We start from the raw sequence: 19,010 nt of genomic DNA on the forward strand, positions 1-19,010 counted from the left end.
TGATAGACATCATACAAGTAGGTTTCTTGAGATCGCAATCCAGGGGCGAGTGTTTTTCTTCTTATAATGCGGTGTGTCGGACAGAGGTTTTGGTTATTTGTGCAGCTTTTGCTAGGTTTTTTGCTGATTTTTTAACGAGATTCTTCCCGGTGGATGCCGTGAGGGGCGTACTTGTGATAGTGAGCGTTAAGTTTGGTTGTCATACAAGTTGAGGGTTTTTTCAATCAACCCAGGTTTGACGCCGGACTGGGTGTTAAGCTCCGCACAGCTCAACCCCGTGGATCTGTTGCAATGCCCATTGAAAGTGGAATCCCCCTGCGTAAACGCTCCACCAACCTGGCCCAGGGCGTGGTCGATGCGCTGACCCAGCGCATCCTGCTCGGCCAGTTGAAACCCGGCGAAAAGCTGCCTTCGGAATCCACCATCGTGGCTGAGCATGGCGTGAGCCGAACCGTGGTGCGCGAAGCGATTTCCAAGTTGCAGGCGTCCGGTCTGGTGGAGACACGTCACGGCATCGGCACCTTTGTGCTGGAACAGCACGCCCAGCAGGGCCTGCGCCTGCATGTGGATACGGTAGCCAGCGTGCGCAATATGCTCGAGCTGCGCCTGGGCCTAGAGGTGCAGGCCGTGGCGCTGGCGGCCTTGCGCCGAACCAACGAACAGCTGGCGCACATGCGCCAGGCGCTGGACGATTACCAGGCGTCCCTGGCCAACAACGACAGCTGCGTGGAGGAAGACAAACGCTTTCACCAACTGATCGCCGAGGCCACCGGCAATACCTTTTTCACTGAAATCATGCTGCACCTGGGCAATGCGATGATCCCGCGCACCCAAGTGAAGGGCGCTGAACGTGGCGGCGCGGATTTCACCCAGTTGGGCCAGTTGGCCAACCTGGAGCATGAAGCGATCTTCAACGCGATCAAACGCCAGGACTCAGACGCCGCCCGCGCGGCCATGGTGTTGCATCTGACTAACAGCCGAGACCGTTTTTCGGGGGAGCAGGGGCGTTGAACGAACACACTTTATCCCTGCGTCTGGAGCGCGTCGCCGCCAATGTACCGGAGGGCGCGCGCCTGGCCGATATTGGCTCCGATCACGGTTATTTGCCGGTGGCATTGATGCGCCGTGGCCTGATCACGATGGCTGTGGCGGGGGAGGTCGCGACCACGCCCTTCCATGCGGCGCAACGTACCGTGAGCGACAACGGCCTGGAGCGGCAGATCACCGTACGTCTGGCCGATGGTTTGGCGGCCATGAAGCCCGATGACGGCATCACCGCGATCAGTGTGTGCGGCATGGGCGGCGAGACGATTCGCGACATTCTCGAAAGCGGTAAGCGGCACCTGAGCGGCCAAGAGCGATTGATCCTGCAACCCAACGGCGGTGAGCAACCGTTGCGCCAATGGCTGATGGACAACGGTTACTCGATCCTTCGAGAAGAGCTGCTGCGCGAAAACCGCTTTTACTACGAGATCATCGTCGCAGAGCGCGCCGGGCCAGTGGCTTACACCGCTGAGCAGCTGTACTTCGGGCCGCTGCAACTGCAGGCACACAGCCCGGTGTTCATTGCCAAATGGCAACGTATGTTGCACCAAAAGCGAAAGACCCTGGCCAGCCTGGAGCATGCACGACAGACAGTGCCGGAGGAGAAGGTGCAGGACATTGCTCGGCAGCTCGGGTGGATTACTCAGTTGTTGGCTGAACCTCAACCGTAGGCGCGTCACGGCGCAATCGACCGGCATCCTTGGCCGGCGGCAAACCAAACATGCGTACATAGTCACGGCTGAACTGCGAAGGGCTTTCATAGCCCACGCGAAAACCAGCACCGGCGGCGTCCACCGCCTCGGCGACCATTAATCGTCGGGCTTCCTGCAAGCGCAATTGGCTGCGAAATTCCAGCGGGCTCATGGAGGTGACCGCCTTGAAGTGAGCGTGGAAGGTGGAGCGGCTCATGCCCGCGATATCTGCGATGGCATCGATCCGGCAGGGTTCGTCGTAATGCTGCCGTAGCCACGCGATGGCTTTGGCGATCTGGTTGAGCCGGCTGTCGGCCTTGGCCATCTGCCGCACCGCGCCATGGCCGCTGCCGGTGAGCAATCGATAAAGCACCTCGCGAATCGTCAGCGGTGCAAGTTCTTGAATGTCTCTGGGTGCATCCAGCATTTTGGCGAGGCGCACAGCCGCGTCCAGCAGTTCAGGCGTGGTGGCGTTGAGCTCGATGCCTGCGGTGGGCAGCGCGGGTTCATGCTCCGCCGCCGGGTGCCGCAGCGCCAGATCCGTCAACGCCGCCATGTCGAGGTCGAGTACCAGGCACAGATAAGGCGCGGCCTCGCTGGCCTCGATCACCGAACCCATCACGGGAATATCCACAGAGGCCACCAGGTAAGTGGCCGCGTCATACACGTAGGAGGTTGCGCCCGCGACCACCTGTTTGCGGCCCTGAACAATCAGGCACAGCGTCGGCACGTAGACAACCGGCATAGGCAACGTGGGCGTGCCCGAACGTACCAGGCTTACGCCGTCAATCGGTGTGGCGTGGGTGCCGTCGCTCGGTGCGTGACGGCTGATCAGCTCGATTAACTGTTGCAACGCATCCATGAGGGCTCCGGAGACAGGCGGATGAGCATAGCGCCCCGGACAATCGTGCAAGAACACGGGACGATCCTGTTACAGGCGGCGAGCCGGTGGGGGGCAGACTTGTCTTCACCGGCTTAACGCCATCGCTGACAGGAGTTCATCATGCCCACTCTCAACGCACTCGACCACTACCGCCTGCTCGGACGATCCGGTATGCGTGTTTCGCCGCTCGCCCTCGGCACCATGACGTTCGGCGCCGACTGGGGGTGGGGCGCGGATGAAAGCGAAGCACGCCAGATCTTTGATACCTACGTCGACCAAGGCGGCAACCTGATCGACACCGCCGTCAACTACACCAACGGGGCTTCGGAGCGCATCCTTGGCCAATTCCTCAAGGCCAAGCGTGATCGCCTGGTCGTCTCGACCAAATACACCATGGCCCGCGAGCCGGGCGACCCCAATTCCGGCGGTAACCATCGCATGAACCTGATGCGCTCGGTGGAGACCAGTTTGCGCCAGCTCGACACCGACCGCATTGAGTTGCTGTACCTGCATGCCTGGGATTTCACCACGGGCGTCGAAGAGGTCATGCGCGGGTTGGATGACTTGGTGCGCAGCGGCAAAGTGTTGTACTTGGGCATCTGCAATACCCCGGCGTGGAAAGTGGCCCAGCTACAAACCCTTGCCGAGCTGCGCGGCTGGTCGCCGTTGGTGGCACTGCAAATCGAATACAGCCTGGTCGAACGTAGCGTCGAACATGAACTGATCCCGATGGCCGCCGAAATGGGCCTTGGCGTGTTGCCCTGGTCACCGCTCGGCGGCGGAATCCTGACCGGCAAATACAGCCGCGACGATTTGAGCCAGGCCAGTGAGGCGAACGTTTCGGCAACGCGCAAGGGCGTGATCAGTTCATCGGGGCATATGAATGCTCGCTCACTGGAGATTGCCAGTGCGGTCACCGCCATCGCGGCCGAAACCGGCGCCACACCGTCCCAGGTCGCGCTCGCCTGGACGCTGTGCAACCCGGCCGTTGTTGCACCTGTGATGGGCGCCAGAACCTTGGCCCAGGCCCAGGATAACCTGGGGGCGCTGAGCATTGAGCTGGACGCTGAACATATCGCCAGACTCGATCGGGTCAGTGCGCCCGAGCCGATCTTTCCGGAGCGTTTCGTTGCCCGGCCGATGGTGCAGCAATTGATTTTCGGCGGTGCTCGGCTTCAGCCCCAGAAGGCGTACCTGAAATGAAACGATCAATCTTTCAACACGTGGTCTTGGTCATCCTGCTCGGCATGGGGTCGTGTTCGGCTCATGCCAATACGCAAGTCGAGGACCGCAACAAGCAGCGCGTGACTGAAGCCTTCGAGCGTTGGCGCGGCGGTGGCACCACTTTTTTCAGCGACATACTGACGCCGAATGTCATCTGGACGATCAAGGGTTCAGGCCCTAGTGCGGGGGTTTATCGAGGCGTCGATGCGTTTGTCGACGGCGCAGTAAAGCCGTTCGTGTCGCGCCTATCCCGCCCGGTCAGGCCTGTGAGCCAGCAGGTCTGGGCTGACGGTGATCACGTGATTATTCAGTGGGAGGGCGCAGGTGTTGCGCGTGACGGTCAGGCCTACCGCAACAGTTATGCCTGGATCTTTCATATGCGCGATGGCAAAGCCTTCGAGGTGACCGCCTTTCTGGACTTGACCCCTTATGACGATGTGTTGCGGCGTATCCCGGAGTGACAGGGTGATTGCTGACAGCGGTCAGTCGTGCATGCTCCAATGGCCGACTTACGACTGATCACCCAGGTAACACGCAATGGCAGATGCTACTGACTCCACCTTCTACGACCGCGCCGACGCGCACATCGAATTGTCGAACGAGCAACTTCAGGCTCACGAAAACCTCGGCCAGGTCAGCGCCTCGATGATGTTCGGCACCACGCGCTTCAATGCCTGGGCCAGCGCGCGCAACTTCAAGTCCGGCGCGGAAATGGCCGAGGCGCGGGAGGCGATGTTGAAGTACTTCTGTGACCAGTACCGGATGATGCTTGAAGATAATCTGGATGATCACATCAATCATTTCGACCGATACATGGGCGTGAAACAGCCGGAGTGAGCATCGAGATGTGGGCGCTGGCTGGCCTGCGATGGCGGTGGGCCAGTTGCACTTAAGTGTCTGCTGCACCGCTTTTGCAGGCAAGCCAGCTCCCACACTGGATGTGCGTGGTTTTTGAGATGTGCGCCATTAGTTACAGGGGGGGGCGCTGCGATGAGTGTTTTTGCCCCATTTTTGGGCGATTTACGTTAATTGTTGGGTGCGAACCCGCCTATTCTCTGGCTTCATCCAGCGGCCCATATCTTGCTAGAGCCTTCCCAATCAATGACATGGCATTTTGCCGTTAGTCATTTCAAGGCTTCACCCCGCGGTGCACCGCGTGGGTCGTTTTTGGGGAGTGGTTGGACATGCACAGCCTTTTATCACCGGGTATCCGCCTGTTGGGGCGATTCGGCTTTGCGCGTAAATTCCAGATTCTGTTTTTCCTGTTCATGCTGCCCCTGGCGGGTAGCCTGTGGATGATCGGCTCGGACTATCGTGACAAATTAACCGTGATTTCCAGCGAGCAGTCCGGCGTCCGGCAATTGTTGGCCCTGGACGCGCTGGATGGCCAGTTGACGGCCCAGCGTAATCTGGCCGCACGCTGGAAAGCGGCGGATATCCTGCACGCCCCGACGCCGGCGGCGAAGGCGGCGATGGACAAGGTCGATGCCAATTTCCCGCTGATCCAGCAAAGCCTGCAAGCCTTGGGCGACGCGCTCAACGCCCAGCACGCCAGCGCCGACATCCTGACCCGCTTTGAAGCCCTGCAGGCCACGGTCAAGGGCATGGACTCTCAATCCCTGCGCACCGTGGGCTGGTGGCCGGACGGTTATGACCGTTTCACCTCGGCGCTCACCGCCATGCAAACCCTGCGCGAGCAGATCACCCTGGATGCTGGCCTGATCCTCGACCCGTGGCTGGAAACCTACCTGCTGATGCAGATTTCGACCCAACACACCCCTGACCTGATCGAGCGTATCGGGCGCATGGCCAGTGTCGGCCAGTCGTCTATCGCGTCGGGGCAGTTCACGTTGCAAAGCCGCTTGCAGATGCGTGACCTGCGCGGTCGGATCGGCGACGCGCGGGACCAGTTGGTCAAGGCGGCGGCCTCGCTCAAGGCCAAGCAATACGCCGGTCTTGAACCCTGGACCGCGCAGTACGACGACAGCCTGCAACGGCTGGACAACGAACTTAAGGTGCTCGACGACGGCGTCTTCGGCGGCACCATCAAGCTCGACACCGCAGGCTTCGAACGCAGTGTCGACGCGATGCTCGACAGCCTCGGCGCGCTGCGTAACCAGTCGCTCCATTCGCTGGACGCGCGCCTGGGTTACTACCGTGATCGTTCGCTGCAGAAATTCATTCCCGTCGCCGCGACGTTCAGCCTGCTGGCCTTGGCCGCGCTTTACCTGTTCATATGCCTGCAAGCCTCGATTCGCCGCAGTGCCAGTGGCATCACCACGCTGGCCGAGTCCCTGCGCGACGGCAACCTGTGCGTCGAGGTGGCGGTGGAAGGGCGTGACGAACTCGCGGCCATCAGCACCGCGCTCAACGTCGCGGTGGTGCAACTGCGCACCAGCCTGCTGGGGGTCAACCACGAGACGCAGCAACTCGGCTCGGCGGTGCTCACCCTCAATTCGCAATCGGGCAGCACCCTTACCGAAGTCGAAGACCAGCAACTGCAAATCAGCCAGATCGCCGCCGCCGCGACCCAGTTGGCGGCCACCTCCCTGGGCGTCGCCAAAAGCTGCGAACAGGCCTCGGGCAGTGCCCAGCAAACCCGGCGTATTGCCGAAGACAGCAGCCGTGACAGCCAGCGCACCACCGCCAGCATCCAGCAACTCAACCTGCGCCTGACCGACACCGCCGATGCGCTGGAGCAGGTCAGCCAGCAGGGCCAGCAGATTCAGTCGGTGGTCGACACCATCCGTGGCATTGCCGAGCAGACCAACCTGCTGGCGCTCAACGCCGCGATCGAAGCCGCCCGCGCCGGTGAGCAGGGCCGGGGGTTTGCCGTGGTGGCCGATGAAGTGCGCAGCTTGTCGCAACGCACCCAGGCGTCTACGGCGCAGATCGCCGGCACGGTCGACAGCCTGCGCGCCACGGTCAGCCAGGCGGTCACGTTGATGGGCGCCGCGTGTGAACAGGCACTGACGGATGCTGAATCCGTCACCGGGCTAGGCACACGTTTGGGCGAGATTGCCGGTGCGGTGCAACACGTCACCGACACCCTGGCGCAAATCGCCACCGCCGTAGAGGAACAAGCGGCGACGGCAGATGAAGTGAGCGGCAATATCCAGCAAGTGGACCAGGCGGCCGGGCGTTTGCTCGACGGCGCGCGGGCAGTGAACCGGGCGGCCGACACCTTGAGCAAAGGCAGCCAGGCATTGAGCGACAACACCGCGCGGTTTCGCCTGGGCTGAGCAAGTTTTTGTGGTGACCAGGCTTCCTGTGGTGAGCGGGCTCGGTGTGGTGAGCGGGCTTGGTGTGGTGAGCGGGCTTGCCCCGCGCTGGGCTGCGCAGCAGCCCCATTAAAAACACCGCGCATCGTCAGTTAAACCGAGTCGCCAGAATTTAGGGCCGCTTCGCAGCCCAGCGCGGGGCAAGCCCGCTCACCACAGGAACCTTCGGCTTCTACAGGGCTCACTTACTAGGTCGCCCTGTTTCGTCGCCGAAAGGACTCCGCATGACTTCAGCCCCGCCAACGATCCTCCCGCACGGCCCCGTCACCCGCGAACTCAGCCTGCGCGCCGTCATCACTGGCAGTGTCCTCGGCATCCTGCTCACGCCGTCCAATGTCTACGCCGGGTTGAAAATCGGTTGGTCGTTCAACATGTCGATCATCGCGCTGTTGATCGGCTACGCCATCTTTCAAGGAGTGGCCAAGCGTTCCACCGACCACCTGCCGTGGACCTTGCATGAAAGCAACATCAACCAGACCGTCGCCTCGGCCGCCGCTTCAATCATTTCCGGCGGACTGGTAGCGCCGATCCCGGCCTATACCTTGCTGACGGGCAACCAGTTGGACGCTATCCCCATGATTGCCTGGGTGTTCTCGGTGAGTTTCCTGGGCATCTGGATCGCCTGGTATCTACGGCCCTCGTTGCTGAATGACAAGGCGCTGAAATTCCCCGAGGGCATGGCCACCCTGGAAACCTTGCTGCACATCTACAACCATGGGCGCGAAGCCGCGACGCGCTTGAAGGTGCTGCTCAGCGCCGCGTTGCTCTCCGGGCTGGTCAAGTGGGTCGATACTTTTATGTGGGCCTTCCCGCGCTGGTCGCCCAGCGCTCAGTTGGAGCGCCTGACCTTCACCGCCGACCCTTCGCTGTTGCTGGTGGGCTTCGGCGGTATCATCGGCATTCGCGTGGGCCTGACCCTGCTGCTCGGCGCCTTGCTCGCGTGGGGTGGCCTGGGCCCCTGGTTGTTGGCGCAACACCTGGTGACCTTGCCTGCGGGCAGCAGCGGCCCGCAGTTCGCCGCGTTGGTGGAGTGGTTGCTGTGGCCGGGCGTGAGCTTGATGGTGTGTTCCACCTTTGCCTCGCTGGCGATTCGTTTGTGGGCGTTGTACCGATCAACGCACTCCGACGGCGAATCGACCTGGACGGTGCCCAAGCCGGGGCCGGCCGCCGGTTTTGTGCTGGCGATTGTGCTGGTGGTGAGTCTGCAGGCGCTGCTGTTCGGCATTAATCTCGGCATGGCGTTGCTCACGATCCCATTGGCGATCTGCCTCGCCGCCGTCGCCGCGCGCGTGGTGGGCGCCACCGGCATTCCGCCCATCGGCGCCATCGGGCAGCTGTCCCAATTGAGCTTTGGCATCGTCGCGCCAGGGCAGGTGCCGATCAACCTGATGAGCGCCAACACCGCCGGCGGCTCGGCTGGGCAATGCACCGACCTGATGAATGACTTCAAAGTGGGCAAGGCCATTGGCGCCACGCCCCACAAGCAAGTGATCGCGCAGATCCTGGGGATTTTCATCGGCAGCATCGTTGGCGTATTTGCCTACCTGGCACTGATCCCCGACCCGCAATCCATGCTGCTCACCGAAGAGTGGCCGGCACCGGCAGTCGCCACCTGGAAAGCCGTGGCGCAAACCCTGACCCATGGGCTCGATTCGCTATCGACCAGCATTCGCTGGGCAATCGCCATTGGCGGCCTGATCGGCGTGCTGCTGGGCATCCTCGACAGCACCTTGCCCGCCCATCGCGCTCGTTACTTGCCGAGTGCCGCGGCCTTGGGCCTGGCCTTTGTACTGCCGGCCTCGGTGTCGCTGATGATGGCCCTGGGCGCGATCCTCACCTGGCTGGTGAGCTGCCGCTGGCCGAGCCTGACCGAACGCTTCGCGATAACTGCCGCCGCCGGGTTGATCGCAGGAGAAAGCATCACGGGCGTGGGGGCGTCGTTGTGGTCGATGGTGGGGAGTGGGTGAAGCGTGGCTCGGCAATGGCCGAGCCTGTCGATGACGGCTAGGCGATTTTTACGTTCATGGTGATCTTCGCCGTGAACACCTTCACTTCGCCTTCATCGAAGATATCCACCGGTACGATCTTGTCCCCCGCGGTTGACCAATCAATGCCACTGCCGTCCGCCACCGCGCGGATATTCGACTTGGCCTTCGCCAGGTACTCCACGGTCATGCCTTTGGGAATCCATCTGGCACCGGGCGGGATCGACACGTCGGTCATCGTCCCACCTGCCAGCTCGGCCGCGTTGCACAAGGCGATGGCGTGCACGGAGGCGAGGTGGTTGGTGATTTCCTTGCGAAACGGCACGTTCACCACGGCATGCCCTGGGCGCAGTTCGGCAATTTCTGGGTTGATGGTACTGAAGTAGGGCGCCACCTGGCAGGCCATTTGGCTGAACGCTGCAGGGCCTACGCTGTTGAACATGCTGAGAAACTGACTCATGGATTATCCTCCTGATGGACTTGCAGAATAATATTCTGTAACAGAACAATATTCTGTTAATTCCAAGGGTGTCAAGCCACGCCTTCTCTAGCGACTGCTGTACCTTTAAACTCCGCACATTTGGCGAGCCACTCCATGCACGCACCTGATCTGATCGAGCGCACCTTTGCGGGCAAGCGCAGCGACCTCAAACGCAGCATCCTGCGCGAGGCCCTGGCCAGCTTTAACGAGGTCGGTATCGAAGCCACCAATATCGAAACCATCCGCGCGCGGTGCGAGACCAGCGTGGGCGCCATCTACCATCATTTCGGCAATAAGGAAGGCATTGTCGCCGCGCTGTTTTTTGCCGCGCTGGAGGACCAGGCGGCCTTGCGAGATCGCTACCTGCAGCAGGCGCAAACGGCGCAGGCAGGCGTGGAGGCGCTGGTGCGCAGTTACGTGGAATGGGTTGACGCGCAACCTGAATGGGCGCGCTTCATGTTCCAAAGCCGCTTCGCCGTGGCCAACGGCCCGCACAAGGATGAACTGCTCACCCGTAACAAACAGCGCAACCGGCAATTGACCGAGTGGATGAGCGACGAAGGCCGTCGCGAGGCGTTCAGTCATATTCCTGCCGAGCTTTTACTGTCGCTCATCATCGGTTCGGCCGAAAGCTACGCCCGGGCGTGGCTGTCCGGGCGGGTCAAGAAAAGCCCGAAGGACTATGCGCAGTTGCTGGCACAGGCGGCGTGGGCGTCGATCAACGCGCCAGACATTTAATTGTTGGCACTCCCCGGCACTGGCGTAGTCTCTTTCCAAGACACCCCCCAGGCCCTTCGGAGTACAGCATGATCATCGTCCACCACCTCAACAACTCACGCTCGCAACGCATCCTGTGGCTGCTCGAAGAACTCGGCCTGCCCTACGAAATCAAGCGCTACCAGCGCGACCCCAAGACCAATCTCGCACCGCCCGAGCTCAAGGCCATTCACCCACTGGGCAAATCCCCGGTAATCGAAGACGACGGCCAAGTGCTGATCGAATCCGCCGCCATCATCGACTACCTGATCCGCCGCCACGGCCACGGGCGCCTGCAACCGGACCCTGCCAGCGCCACCTATGACAAGTACGTGCAATGGCTGCACTTCGCCGAAGGCTCGGCCATGTTGCCGTTGATGCTCAACCTCTACGTCGGCCGCCTCGGTGATGCCGGTGCGCCGTTGCACCCGCGCATCGAATCGGAAGTGGCCAACTACCTCGGTTACCTGAACGACGTGCTGGGGCAGGCGCCGTACCTGGTGGGCGATGAGCTGAGTGGCGCGGATATCCAGATGAGCTTTATCGGCGAAATCGCCAAGGCCCAGGGCAAGCTGCAGGCCTACCCGAACCTGGCGGCCTGGGTGGCAAACTTCCAGGCGCGGCCTGCGTATCGCAAGGCGGTGGAGCAGGGTGGGGAGTATGCGTTTGCCAAGTGAAGGCTTGGCAACGTCATGCTTTAGCGTTGTTGCAGGGCTACTTTCAGCCCCAGGCCCATAAACAGCGTGCCAATGATTTTGCCTTCCCAGCGGCGCAGCCGGGAAAGCCCTTTGATCCCACGACTCAAGGGGCGGATGGCGAACGCCAGCAAGCTGGTGTACACCGCACTGAGCCCGGAAAAGATCAGGCCCAGCACCGCGAATTGCACCAGCGACGACGCGGATTCCGGGTGCACGAATTGCGGCAGGAAGGCCAGGAAGAAAATCGCGGTTTTCGGGTTGAGCACCTCGGCACCGACCGCCTGGAAAAACGCCTGGCGTGGGGTGACGGTAGGTAGCGTCAGCCCCGACTCTGCGGCCGCCCTGCACGGTGCGGGTGATCACCAGTAACACGGACGGGCCGGGGATCAAGAACAGACCGATCACAACGGCGACATAGGTGAGGAGGGAGGCGAGTTCAAACATGGCGGACGCTCTCTAAGTAGGGCCCGACCGCCAGTTATCCTGATGTGAATGGTGTTTACAACTGTTAACGGATTGATTGGCGCAATCGCTATAGGCTGTGCGTTGTCCGTACAGGAGCCCCCGGCCATGAACCTACGCGCTGTCGCCGCCACGTTGTTTGCATTCGCGCTGTTGTTGCCCTCGCAGTCCGAGGCTGCAACGCCCATTACCCACGTCGCTATCTACCGGGGCCCGGCAGGCTGCGATGACTGTTCCGAGAACGTGGCGAAGGCTTTGCACCGTCTCAACCCCAGCTATCAGATCGATTACGTGGGCGCGGATGAGGCCATCGACATCACGCCCAAAACCCTGGCGCGCTATGACCTCTACGTGCAACCCGGCGGCGGCCAGGACATTCCCGGCGCCCTCGATAGCCTGGGGGATGCACGTATCGAGGCCATCCGTGGCTACGTCGCCAACGGCGGGCGCTACCTGGGCCTGTGCATGGGCGCCTACCTGGCGGATGACAGCAACCTCGGCCTGATCCCCCAGGACCTCGACGCCGAAGCCGGCCGCCCCGGCTTTGAAGTGCCTGGCATTGCCGACGCTGCCGTGCAGGTCACGTGGGAGGGCAAGCCTGACCACGTCTTCTTCCAGGACGGCCCGTACTTCCCCAAAGCCGACCCGGCCGCGCCCTACAAGACCATCGCGACCTACCGCAACGGCGACGTCGCGGCGGCGCGGTATACCTATCAGAAGGGCGTGGTGGTACTGAGCGGCCCACACCCCGAGGCCGGGCGCGAGTGGTTCGAGAATGCCGACATCCCATTGAGCAAAATGCCGCAGGGTGATCTGTTCGGAGCGTTAATCCGCAACTTCTAAAGGCTCGCTCACCACAAAAAATGCGCTTTCAACCGCTAACCCCTTCGACCGGCGACCTTTACGCCGGTTTTCGCCAGCGGGTACACCGTGGCGGCACCCATGGCGCCCAGGCCGATGACCAGCGATTCATATCGTTCCAAGGTTGATACTCGCCTGAGAGGCTGAGTTGGGAAACCACACGTCAGCGCACCACATCCAGGGCCGTGAACTCATTCACATAGTGCGTCTGGCTCGATGTCGACTCCAGCGTCAACGCGACGCCCAGGTCCTCGATAAAGGCGCGATTGGACTTATAGTCGTCCTGTTCGCAAGCCAGCCGAATGGCATCCCCCGTCAACGAAGCAAACACCTGGCGTGCCGGGAAGCGCTCGCCCACTGTGCAGGTGAGCGTCGTTTCGGTGGGTGGGTCAGTGGGCTTGGTGGGCACATAGGCCATTTGCAGGTGGGCACTCAGGGTCTGGCCGGGCGTCCAGTGGGTGGGGACCTTCAGTTCGGCGTCGCGGGTCTGCAGGACCTGGCCTGCGCCCACACCGTTCATTTTGGATTTCAACTGGATCAGGTCCGCCAACATCAGGCGGTCCACATTGAAGGCGCGGCCATAGGCTTCGTTCTTCACCAGCAAACCGCCCTCTGCCTTCAACGTGACCGTTACCGGCGCGTCCTTGCCATCGCCATTCCTGGACAGGTACGTGTAGGTCAATGTCTTGAACCTGGGCTGCAACAGCGGCGCATCAAGGCGCTGGAGCACGTTGGGCGGTACGGCAACGTCACCGAGAGTGGTTTCGACCACCGTGCGCGGGTAGTCAACCGGCGCAATGTCGGGCCGCAACAGCGCCAGCAGCCCGGCGTTGACGCCACCCTGCACCGAGCAACTCACGCGCGATTGCGTGCCGAGCTTGCCTTCCGGCTCCACGATCAGCACCCGCTCCACGTTACGCAGGCCCGGCGCCTTGCCCGGCATGGGCTTGATCCCCTGCCAAGTGTTGCCAACCTTGAGTTCACTGCGCGTGTATTCGCCATCGCCTTTTTGCAGGGCCCCAGGCTGGTCGAGCAGTGCTGCGAAGTGCTTGGCCACCTCATCGACACCGCCATCGACAATAAAGCCCCAGTAATAGTAAAGACCCAGCGGGCCGAGGTCGGCGACTTCATCGTTGTAAGACAGCAGCTTCAACCCGGCGATGGCCGGCGCGCTCACCGGCACTGCGTTGGCCTTGCGGTCGGTGCGATCCCTCACCGCGATCCAGGTGAAGTCCTTTTCCTGCTTGAGCGGCGCATAGGCCTGCCAGGCGTCGCGGTGGCTGTTCAGGCTGCTGAAGAAACTGGCGTCACAGCGGGTGAAGGCCTTGAGCGTGTCGACCAATGCGACGTCGTCGGCGTGGGCGAGGGAAGGAAGCAGCAAGGCTGAGGCGAGGACGACGGCGGACGCGGGCAACTTCATTGAGCGGGATTTCCGTATCGAGGCGGGAGGGGGGCATTATCCAGGGATTGACGAGTAGGCTCTAGCGCTTATCGGGACTACTGACTTAAAGCCTGATCCATCGTCGCCGATAACCCGGATGAACCCGCCAATCATGGACCGATTAAATGGCACTCACCGTCAGCTCAGCCTACGTCCCACCGGCCAACCCCGTCCTTACGGCTTCCGGCCAGGCAATCGCACCTGCGCCGCTAACGGATACCGCCGAGGCAGCCTTGGCAAACGCCGCCCCAGCGGCTGTCTATCACCCAAGTGAAGCTGCCCAGCCCCTGGCGCAACCCCTGGAGGCTATCGACACCTGGGTCGGCCGGTCGGCATCGCCGGAACTGCCTCGATTCGAAAAACTGTTTGAGGGGGCACAAAGCGTGCTGAAGGCCGCAGTTGAGCGCTTCAAGGCAGCACTGCCAGCGGACTTGGCCGGCAAAAAGTTCGGCTTCACCGTCGAGGCCGATGACCGCTGGAAGGTCATCGACACGGCCGGCCAGCTCAGCCGTGCGGATATTCAGCGGCTGACCAACCTGCTCAACCAGGCCTCTGACCTGAAGCCCGCCGCGATCAAATTCCGCGACGCCACCATCGACCTGCTGGACGCCGACTCGCCTTGGTCGGGAAACTTGATGGGCTACTACAGCCTGACCCAGGAGAACTTTGCCGCTACCTTTGACTTGGCGGCCTTGTTCAACCGCCCCGGCTCCTTGCCGCCCAAAGAGTATTCCGCAGGGTTATTCATCAACCAGTTGGCCTACAAAGGACAAGTGGCCACGCGCGAAACCGAAGAGGCGATGCTCGCGCGGCGTGCTGCGCAGCGGTTTAGCGCACAGGCCTGACAGCACTTGTGGCGCGAGCCAGGCGCGCACGCCAGTCGCCGCCGTGCTGCGAGTGGCAGGCCTCTTCAGAATCAAAGTGCACGCAGCGGTCCAACGGCATGGCGGGGACGCCTGCCGCTTGCAACGCAGCCCCGGTCAACTCGCGCATGCGCTGGTCGACGCCGCTGGCCAGGGCGTGGTCCTTGCTGGCGCGCGTGTCGAATACCCAGGTGACACGCAGGCTTTGGGGGAACGCGGCGTAATCGACGGTATGCGTCAGCCATTCAAACCCCGGTAGTTCAGCCTTGGCCGTTTCGCACGCCTGCGTCAGTGTGGCGACCAGTCGGCGTTCAATATCGGCGGTTTCGCGTTTGGATAGGGCCATGCTAACGCTCCGAATGCAGACAAGCGCCGCAGATTAACAGGGTGCAGGCACCTGTGGGAGGGGTGATGAAAATGCTGGATTCTCAGGGTGGGAACTGTTTCGCTCAGTGGATTGCAGTCGTGCCTGCACATGCAATTTAAGCAACGACAACAATAAAGTGTGGGAGCTGTCGAGCCCCTGCGAGGCTGCGAAGGCGGCGGCACTGCTGGCATTTTTATCGCCTGACCCACCGCTTTCGCAGCCTCGCTAAAGCTCGACAGCTCCCACAGGGGATCGGTTGTGTGGGTGGGATTTGTGCCACGACGGAGATCTAGTGTGGGAGCTGTCGAGCCCTGGCGAGGCTGCGAAGGCGGCGGCACTGCTGGCATTTTTATCGACTGGCCCACCGCTTTCGCAGCCTCGCTAAAGCTCGACAGCTACCACAGGGGATCGGTTGTGTGGGTGGGATTTGTGCCACGACGGAGATCTAGTGTGGGAGCTGTCGAGCCCTGGCGAGGCTGCGAAGGCGGCGGCACTGCTGGCATTTTCATCGACTGGCCCACCGCTTTCGCAGCCTCGCTAAAGCTCGACAGCTCCCACAAGGGATCGGCTGTGTTGGCGCAATCTTGGCGGCGACGGAGATCTAATGTGGGAGCTGTCGAGCCCTAGCGAGGCTGCGAAGGCGGCGGCACTGCGGGCATTTCATCGACTGACCCACCGCTTTCGCAGCCTCGCTAAAGCTCGACAGCTCCCACAGGGGATTGGTTGTGTTGGCGCAATCTTGGCGGCGACGAAGATCAAGTGTGGGAGCTGTCGAGCCCTGGCGAGGCTGCGAAGGCGGCGGCACTGCGGGCATTTTTATTGACTGATCCACCGCTTTCGCAGCCTCGCTAAAGCTCGACAGCTCCCACAGGGGAGCGGTTGTGTTGGCGCAATCTCGGCGGCGACGAAGATCTAATGTGGGAGCTGTCGAGCCCTGGCGAGGCTGCGAAGGCGGCGGCACTGCTGGCATTTTTATTGACTGATCCACCGCTTTCGCAGCCTCGCTAAAGCTCGACAGCTCCCACAGGGGATTGGTTGTGTTGGCGCAATCTTGGCGGCGACGGAGATCTAATGTGGGAGCTGTCGAGCCCCGGCGAGGCAGCGAAGGCGGCGGCACTGCGGGCATTTTTATCGACTGACCCACCGCCTTCGCAGCCTCGCTAAAGCTCGACAGCTCCCACAGGGGATCGGTTGTGTGGGTGGGATTTGTGCCACGACGAAGCACTAGTGTGGGAGCTGTCGAGCCCCGGCGAGGCTGCGAAGGCGGCGGCACTGCTGGCATTTTTATCGACTGACCCACCGCCTTCGCAGCCTCGCTAAAGCTCGACAGCTCCCACAGGGGAGCGGTTGTGTGGGTGGGATTTGTGCCACGACGAAGATCTAATGTGGGAGCTGTCGAGCCCTAGCGAGGCTGCGAAGGCGGCGGCACTGCGGGCATTTCATCGACTGACCCACCGCTTTCGCAGCCTCGCTAAAGCTCGACAGCTCCCACAGGGGATTGGTTGTGTTGGCGCAATCTTGGCGGCGACGAAGATCAAGTGTGGGAGCTATCGAGCCCCAGCGAGGCTGCGAAGGGATCACCTCGGTGTCCGTGTAAACACGCAGCGCCTGTATCGCCTCCAGCCTGACGCCTCAGTAAAAATCATAATAAAGCGCCCACTCCCCCGTGACGCTGTGCTTCCAGAACATCAGGCTTCCGCTGTGCACCACATTCAGCTGGATTTTCGCGTCCGACGAAATCTGGAACACAAACTCAAAGCCTTCGCCCGGATCGACACCCGACTGGCAGAACGACGGGTAACCGCCGATCTTGTGCTCATAGGTGTGTGTCACCAGGTCATAGTAACTCTGTATCTCGCCCGCGCGTTCCAGCTTGAGTATTTCGTCCTCAAGCTCGGAAGGAACGCCACCGCCATCCCACAACGGGTAATCCTCCGGCACGTTTTCCGTCTTCAAGGGGAATGGCTTGAGAAAGGCGCCTGCCACCGGCAGTGTTTTACGCACCAGCACCTCGTCCGGCCCGTATTCGCGTATCAGCCAGTTATCCCCCATGGGTTCAAAATGCTCGGGAAACGGGTTCGACACAAACAACGTCAATACCCGAACCCCCTCCAGCGCCGGGCTGTTGAAGGGCAGGGCGGGCAAGTAGAACTGCGCGTAGGGCAGCAACTGTTCACCGGCCTTGTTGGTGGGGATGCCTTCATCGGCGCGGAACAGAAAGACGTGACCCAGCCAGCTTTCTTCATCGGAGCCCGCAGGGCGAAAGCCGCCAGCGATGAGTTTGAGCGCCGGGCGGGCCAGGCGTTGTTTGATTTCCTGAATATCCATGGGTGTGTGCACCTTCCTTTTGATAGCGGTACGCAAGGGAGCTATGCCTGAACCCGCAGCGCACTGATGATAAACCCGTGCAGGCTATTGACCGCCTTGGACCCGCGAGAGGCCCGGCTACGTAGAATCGACACCTCCATAGGTTCGATAATCCCCAAACCCTGTTCGCCGCTCAAGACCTGCAGTGAGGGCTGCACGGTGCATTGGGTGATCGCAGCAATCGCGAGCCCACCCTCCACGGCGGCGACCTGGCCGGCCAGGCTGGAACTGTTGTACACCACCTTGAATTGGCGGCCCTGTTGCGCCAGTGAATTCACCGCGTACCGGCGCGCCAGGCTTTCGCTTTCGTAGACGGCGATAGGCACCGGGTCTCGGCGCCACAGTTCGAACTGCGGGGAGCCTACCCAGACCATCGGCTCCTTGAACAAAAAAGTCCCCGTGTGCGGCGAGTCCCTGGACACCAGCGCAAGATCAAGGTCGCCACTGCGCACACGCGGGATCAGGGCGGTCGACTGTTCACAGGTCAGCTCAATGTCCACACCCGCATATCGCGGCGCAAACCGTTTCAGCACCGGCGTGAGGTACTTGGCCGCGTAGTCCTCGGCAACGCCCAGGCGGATGCGCCCGGTCAACGCTTCACCATGAAACGCCGCCTGGGTTTCGGCGTGCAGGGCGAGCATGCGGCGGGCATAGCCCAGCAACGTCTGGCCGTCATCGGTCAGCTGAAGGTGGCGGGGGCCACGGTTCAGCAAGGGCCGTCCCAGCGCGGCTTCCAGTTTTTTCATCTGCATGCTGACGGCAGACTGCGAGCGGTTCACCTCATGGGCCGCGCCCGACAGCGAACCGGCGTCCACCACTGCCACAAAGCACTTGAGCCAATCGATCTGCAAATCGCTGGAAGACATGGTGGTTACCTTTATTCGTTAATCGAATGGCTGTGGCGTGAATTATGCGCTTTTCACTATCGTTGTTCATTCGCAAGATAGCGTCCAGAAACTACCCACTTCGGACCTGATCATGCCCTTCGAAACCTGGTTGCTCTACCTGTTCACCTGCTGCGGAATATCCGTGGTGCCAGGGCCGAATGCATTATTGGTGCTGACCCACGGCGCGCTTCACGGCAGTCGCAAAACGCTGTTCACCATCAGCGGCGGCGTGCTCGGCTTCGCCCTGGTGCTTGCGCTGTGTGCGCTGGGCCTTGGGGCCCTGATTCAGGCCTCGGCCAGTTGGTTCACGGCCTTGAAGATTGCCGGTGGGCTTTACCTGATCTGGCTCGGCTTCGGACTGTGGCGGTCCGCCCCCGTCACCCTGGAGACGACGGCTACCACCCACTTGCGACGCTGGTCACTGTTTCGCCAAGGGCTGGTCTCGGCCCTCTCAAACCCCAAGGCGCTGCTGCTGTTCACCGCGTTTATCCCACCGTTCCTGGACCCCCACAGAAGCATCATCACGCAGACGGCCATCATCGCGCTGACCTACGCCGTGGTGGAATTCGTTGTCGAATACATGGTGGCCAGCGCCGCGCACCGCGTACGGCCCTGGTTGGCACGAACCGGGCGCCGGTTCAATAAAGTTTGCGGTGGGTTTTTTGTGATGTTTGGGGTGGTGTTGCCGATGCATAGCTGAGGGGACGGTGTGAGTCAG

At 61.6% G+C, this 19,010-nt stretch carries 19 protein-coding genes; 12 read left to right on the forward strand and 7 right to left on the reverse strand.

Translation table 11 applies throughout. The features are described from left to right. Positions 1-291 precede the first annotated feature (291 nt). Both CWC48_RS20220 and CWC48_RS20225 read left to right on the forward strand, forming a co-directional pair. On the forward strand, positions 292-1,011 hold the full coding sequence (locus CWC48_RS20220) for a FadR/GntR family transcriptional regulator (RefSeq protein ID WP_100490140.1): 720 nt from the start codon (positions 292-294) through the stop codon (positions 1,009-1,011). After that, positions 1,008-1,715 carry a tRNA (adenine(22)-N(1))-methyltransferase TrmK gene (locus CWC48_RS20225; RefSeq protein ID WP_100490141.1) on the forward strand — a complete coding sequence of 236 codons (708 nt, stop codon included), beginning with the start codon at positions 1,008-1,010 and terminating at the stop codon, positions 1,713-1,715. Before CWC48_RS20220 ends, CWC48_RS20225 begins: the two co-directional genes overlap by 4 nt. On the opposite strand, the gene CWC48_RS20230 is transcribed toward CWC48_RS20225, so the two are convergent. Continuing rightward, the gene (locus CWC48_RS20230; RefSeq protein WP_100490143.1) at positions 1,684-2,598 is read right to left on the reverse strand and encodes an AraC family transcriptional regulator; all 915 of its coding nucleotides are present in this window, start codon (positions 2,596-2,598) and stop codon (positions 1,684-1,686) included. The two genes, CWC48_RS20225 and CWC48_RS20230, sit on opposite strands and share 32 nt — an antisense overlap. Before the next feature lie 141 nt (positions 2,599-2,739). On the opposite strand from CWC48_RS20230, the gene CWC48_RS20235 reads away from it, so the two are divergent. The 5 genes from CWC48_RS20235 (at position 2,740) to CWC48_RS20255 (ending at position 9,091) form a co-directional block, all read left to right on the forward strand. Continuing rightward, positions 2,740-3,822 carry an aldo/keto reductase gene (locus tag CWC48_RS20235; protein ID WP_078049470.1) on the forward strand — a complete coding sequence of 361 codons (1,083 nt, stop codon included), beginning with the start codon at positions 2,740-2,742 and terminating at the stop codon, positions 3,820-3,822. Further along, on the forward strand, positions 3,819-4,304 hold the full coding sequence (locus CWC48_RS20240; protein ID WP_078049469.1) for a nuclear transport factor 2 family protein: 486 nt from the start codon (positions 3,819-3,821) through the stop codon (positions 4,302-4,304). The genes CWC48_RS20235 and CWC48_RS20240 overlap by 4 nt, the downstream gene beginning before the upstream one ends. A 76-nt stretch (positions 4,305-4,380) precedes the next feature. After that, positions 4,381-4,680: a DUF3144 domain-containing protein gene (locus tag CWC48_RS20245; protein ID WP_078049468.1), complete on the forward strand. Its 300-nt coding sequence runs from the start codon at positions 4,381-4,383 to the stop codon at positions 4,678-4,680. Between the two features lie 1,250 nt (positions 4,681-5,930). Continuing rightward, positions 5,931-7,085 (forward strand): methyl-accepting chemotaxis protein, encoded by a 1,155-nt coding sequence (locus CWC48_RS30915; RefSeq protein ID WP_371857075.1) that lies wholly within the window; start codon positions 5,931-5,933, stop codon positions 7,083-7,085. Between the two features lie 263 nt (positions 7,086-7,348). Then, entirely contained in the window at positions 7,349-9,091 is a 1,743-nt protein-coding gene (locus CWC48_RS20255; protein ID WP_100490145.1) for an OPT family oligopeptide transporter, read from the forward strand. A gap of 37 nt (positions 9,092-9,128) precedes the next feature. Here CWC48_RS20255 and CWC48_RS20260 read toward each other — a convergent pair whose 3' ends face one another. Then, a complete protein-coding gene (locus CWC48_RS20260; RefSeq protein WP_078049465.1) occupies positions 9,129-9,569 on the reverse strand; it encodes a hotdog fold domain-containing protein in 441 nt (146 codons plus the stop codon). A 135-nt stretch (positions 9,570-9,704) separates the two neighbouring features. Here CWC48_RS20260 and CWC48_RS20265 point away from each other — a divergent pair, with 135 nt between their 5' ends. Together CWC48_RS20265 and CWC48_RS20270 are read left to right on the forward strand one after the other, a co-directional pair. Continuing rightward, positions 9,705-10,328: a TetR/AcrR family transcriptional regulator gene (locus CWC48_RS20265; protein WP_099492339.1), complete on the forward strand. Its 624-nt coding sequence runs from the start codon at positions 9,705-9,707 to the stop codon at positions 10,326-10,328. Between the two features lie 68 nt (positions 10,329-10,396). Further along, positions 10,397-11,023 carry a glutathione S-transferase family protein gene (locus CWC48_RS20270; RefSeq protein WP_100490146.1) on the forward strand — a complete coding sequence of 209 codons (627 nt, stop codon included), beginning with the start codon at positions 10,397-10,399 and terminating at the stop codon, positions 11,021-11,023. 20 nt (positions 11,024-11,043) lie between these two features. Here CWC48_RS20270 and CWC48_RS30570 read toward each other — a convergent pair whose 3' ends face one another. Then, a complete protein-coding gene (locus CWC48_RS30570) occupies positions 11,044-11,310 on the reverse strand; it encodes a LysE family translocator (protein WP_256581727.1) in 267 nt (88 codons plus the stop codon). A gap of 304 nt (positions 11,311-11,614) precedes the next feature. Here CWC48_RS30570 and CWC48_RS20280 point away from each other — a divergent pair, with 304 nt between their 5' ends. Continuing rightward, a complete protein-coding gene (locus tag CWC48_RS20280) occupies positions 11,615-12,349 on the forward strand; it encodes a BPL-N domain-containing protein (RefSeq protein ID WP_078049462.1) in 735 nt (244 codons plus the stop codon). Between the two features lie 181 nt (positions 12,350-12,530). Here the strand turns inward: CWC48_RS20280 and CWC48_RS20285 are convergent, their stop codons facing one another. Next, positions 12,531-13,787, reverse strand: a complete 1,257-nt coding sequence (locus CWC48_RS20285) for a hypothetical protein (RefSeq protein WP_100490147.1) — start codon at positions 13,785-13,787, stop codon at positions 12,531-12,533. A 146-nt stretch (positions 13,788-13,933) separates the two neighbouring features. Here CWC48_RS20285 and CWC48_RS20290 point away from each other — a divergent pair, with 146 nt between their 5' ends. Beyond that, entirely contained in the window at positions 13,934-14,653 is a 720-nt protein-coding gene (locus tag CWC48_RS20290) for a hypothetical protein (protein ID WP_100490149.1), read from the forward strand. On the opposite strand, the gene CWC48_RS20295 is transcribed toward CWC48_RS20290, so the two are convergent. The 3 genes from CWC48_RS20295 to CWC48_RS20305 form a co-directional block, all read right to left on the reverse strand. After that, complete coding sequence (locus CWC48_RS20295) at positions 14,637-15,017, reverse strand: hypothetical protein (protein WP_100490151.1); 381 nt, start codon at positions 15,015-15,017, stop codon at positions 14,637-14,639. The two genes, CWC48_RS20290 and CWC48_RS20295, sit on opposite strands and share 17 nt — an antisense overlap. Positions 15,018-16,670: 1,653 nt before the next feature. Continuing rightward, a complete protein-coding gene (locus CWC48_RS20300) occupies positions 16,671-17,366 on the reverse strand; it encodes a DUF1963 domain-containing protein (RefSeq protein ID WP_100490152.1) in 696 nt (231 codons plus the stop codon). A gap of 41 nt (positions 17,367-17,407) precedes the next feature. Next, positions 17,408-18,271, reverse strand: a complete 864-nt coding sequence (locus CWC48_RS20305) for a LysR family transcriptional regulator (protein ID WP_078049457.1) — start codon at positions 18,269-18,271, stop codon at positions 17,408-17,410. A gap of 112 nt (positions 18,272-18,383) precedes the next feature. On the opposite strand from CWC48_RS20305, the gene CWC48_RS20310 reads away from it, so the two are divergent. Further along, the gene (locus CWC48_RS20310; protein ID WP_100490154.1) at positions 18,384-18,992 is read left to right on the forward strand and encodes a LysE family translocator; all 609 of its coding nucleotides are present in this window, start codon (positions 18,384-18,386) and stop codon (positions 18,990-18,992) included. The last annotated feature ends 18 nt before the right edge of the window (positions 18,993-19,010 follow it).

Origin of the sequence: Pseudomonas sp. S10E 269 (assembly GCF_002798465.1) — a bacterium.
Classification (GTDB): Bacteria; Pseudomonadota; Gammaproteobacteria; order Pseudomonadales; family Pseudomonadaceae; genus Aquipseudomonas; species Aquipseudomonas pergaminensis.

Coding starts and splice junctions, on each gene's coding strand:
- CWC48_RS20265 (WP_099492339.1), top strand. CDS start 9,705: ATGCACGCACCTGATCTGATCGAGCGCACCTTTGCGGGCAAGCGCAGC.
- CWC48_RS20295 (WP_100490151.1), bottom strand. CDS start 15,017: ATGGCCCTATCCAAACGCGAAACCGCCGATATTGAACGCCGACTGGTC.
- CWC48_RS20280 (WP_078049462.1), top strand. CDS start 11,615: ATGAACCTACGCGCTGTCGCCGCCACGTTGTTTGCATTCGCGCTGTTG.
- CWC48_RS20255 (WP_100490145.1), top strand. CDS start 7,349: ATGACTTCAGCCCCGCCAACGATCCTCCCGCACGGCCCCGTCACCCGC.
- CWC48_RS20235 (WP_078049470.1), top strand. CDS start 2,740: ATGCCCACTCTCAACGCACTCGACCACTACCGCCTGCTCGGACGATCC.
- CWC48_RS20230 (WP_100490143.1), bottom strand. CDS start 2,598: ATGGATGCGTTGCAACAGTTAATCGAGCTGATCAGCCGTCACGCACCG.
- CWC48_RS20305 (WP_078049457.1), bottom strand. CDS start 18,271: ATGTCTTCCAGCGATTTGCAGATCGATTGGCTCAAGTGCTTTGTGGCA.
- CWC48_RS20285 (WP_100490147.1), bottom strand. CDS start 13,787: ATGAAGTTGCCCGCGTCCGCCGTCGTCCTCGCCTCAGCCTTGCTGCTT.
- CWC48_RS20300 (WP_100490152.1), bottom strand. CDS start 17,366: ATGGATATTCAGGAAATCAAACAACGCCTGGCCCGCCCGGCGCTCAAA.
- CWC48_RS20245 (WP_078049468.1), top strand. CDS start 4,381: ATGGCAGATGCTACTGACTCCACCTTCTACGACCGCGCCGACGCGCAC.
- CWC48_RS30915 (WP_371857075.1), top strand. CDS start 5,931: ATGCTCGACAGCCTCGGCGCGCTGCGTAACCAGTCGCTCCATTCGCTG.
- CWC48_RS20220 (WP_100490140.1), top strand. CDS start 292: ATGCCCATTGAAAGTGGAATCCCCCTGCGTAAACGCTCCACCAACCTG.
- CWC48_RS20290 (WP_100490149.1), top strand. CDS start 13,934: ATGGCACTCACCGTCAGCTCAGCCTACGTCCCACCGGCCAACCCCGTC.
- CWC48_RS20260 (WP_078049465.1), bottom strand. CDS start 9,569: ATGAGTCAGTTTCTCAGCATGTTCAACAGCGTAGGCCCTGCAGCGTTC.
- CWC48_RS20310 (WP_100490154.1), top strand. CDS start 18,384: ATGCCCTTCGAAACCTGGTTGCTCTACCTGTTCACCTGCTGCGGAATA.
- CWC48_RS20240 (WP_078049469.1), top strand. CDS start 3,819: ATGAAACGATCAATCTTTCAACACGTGGTCTTGGTCATCCTGCTCGGC.
- CWC48_RS20270 (WP_100490146.1), top strand. CDS start 10,397: ATGATCATCGTCCACCACCTCAACAACTCACGCTCGCAACGCATCCTG.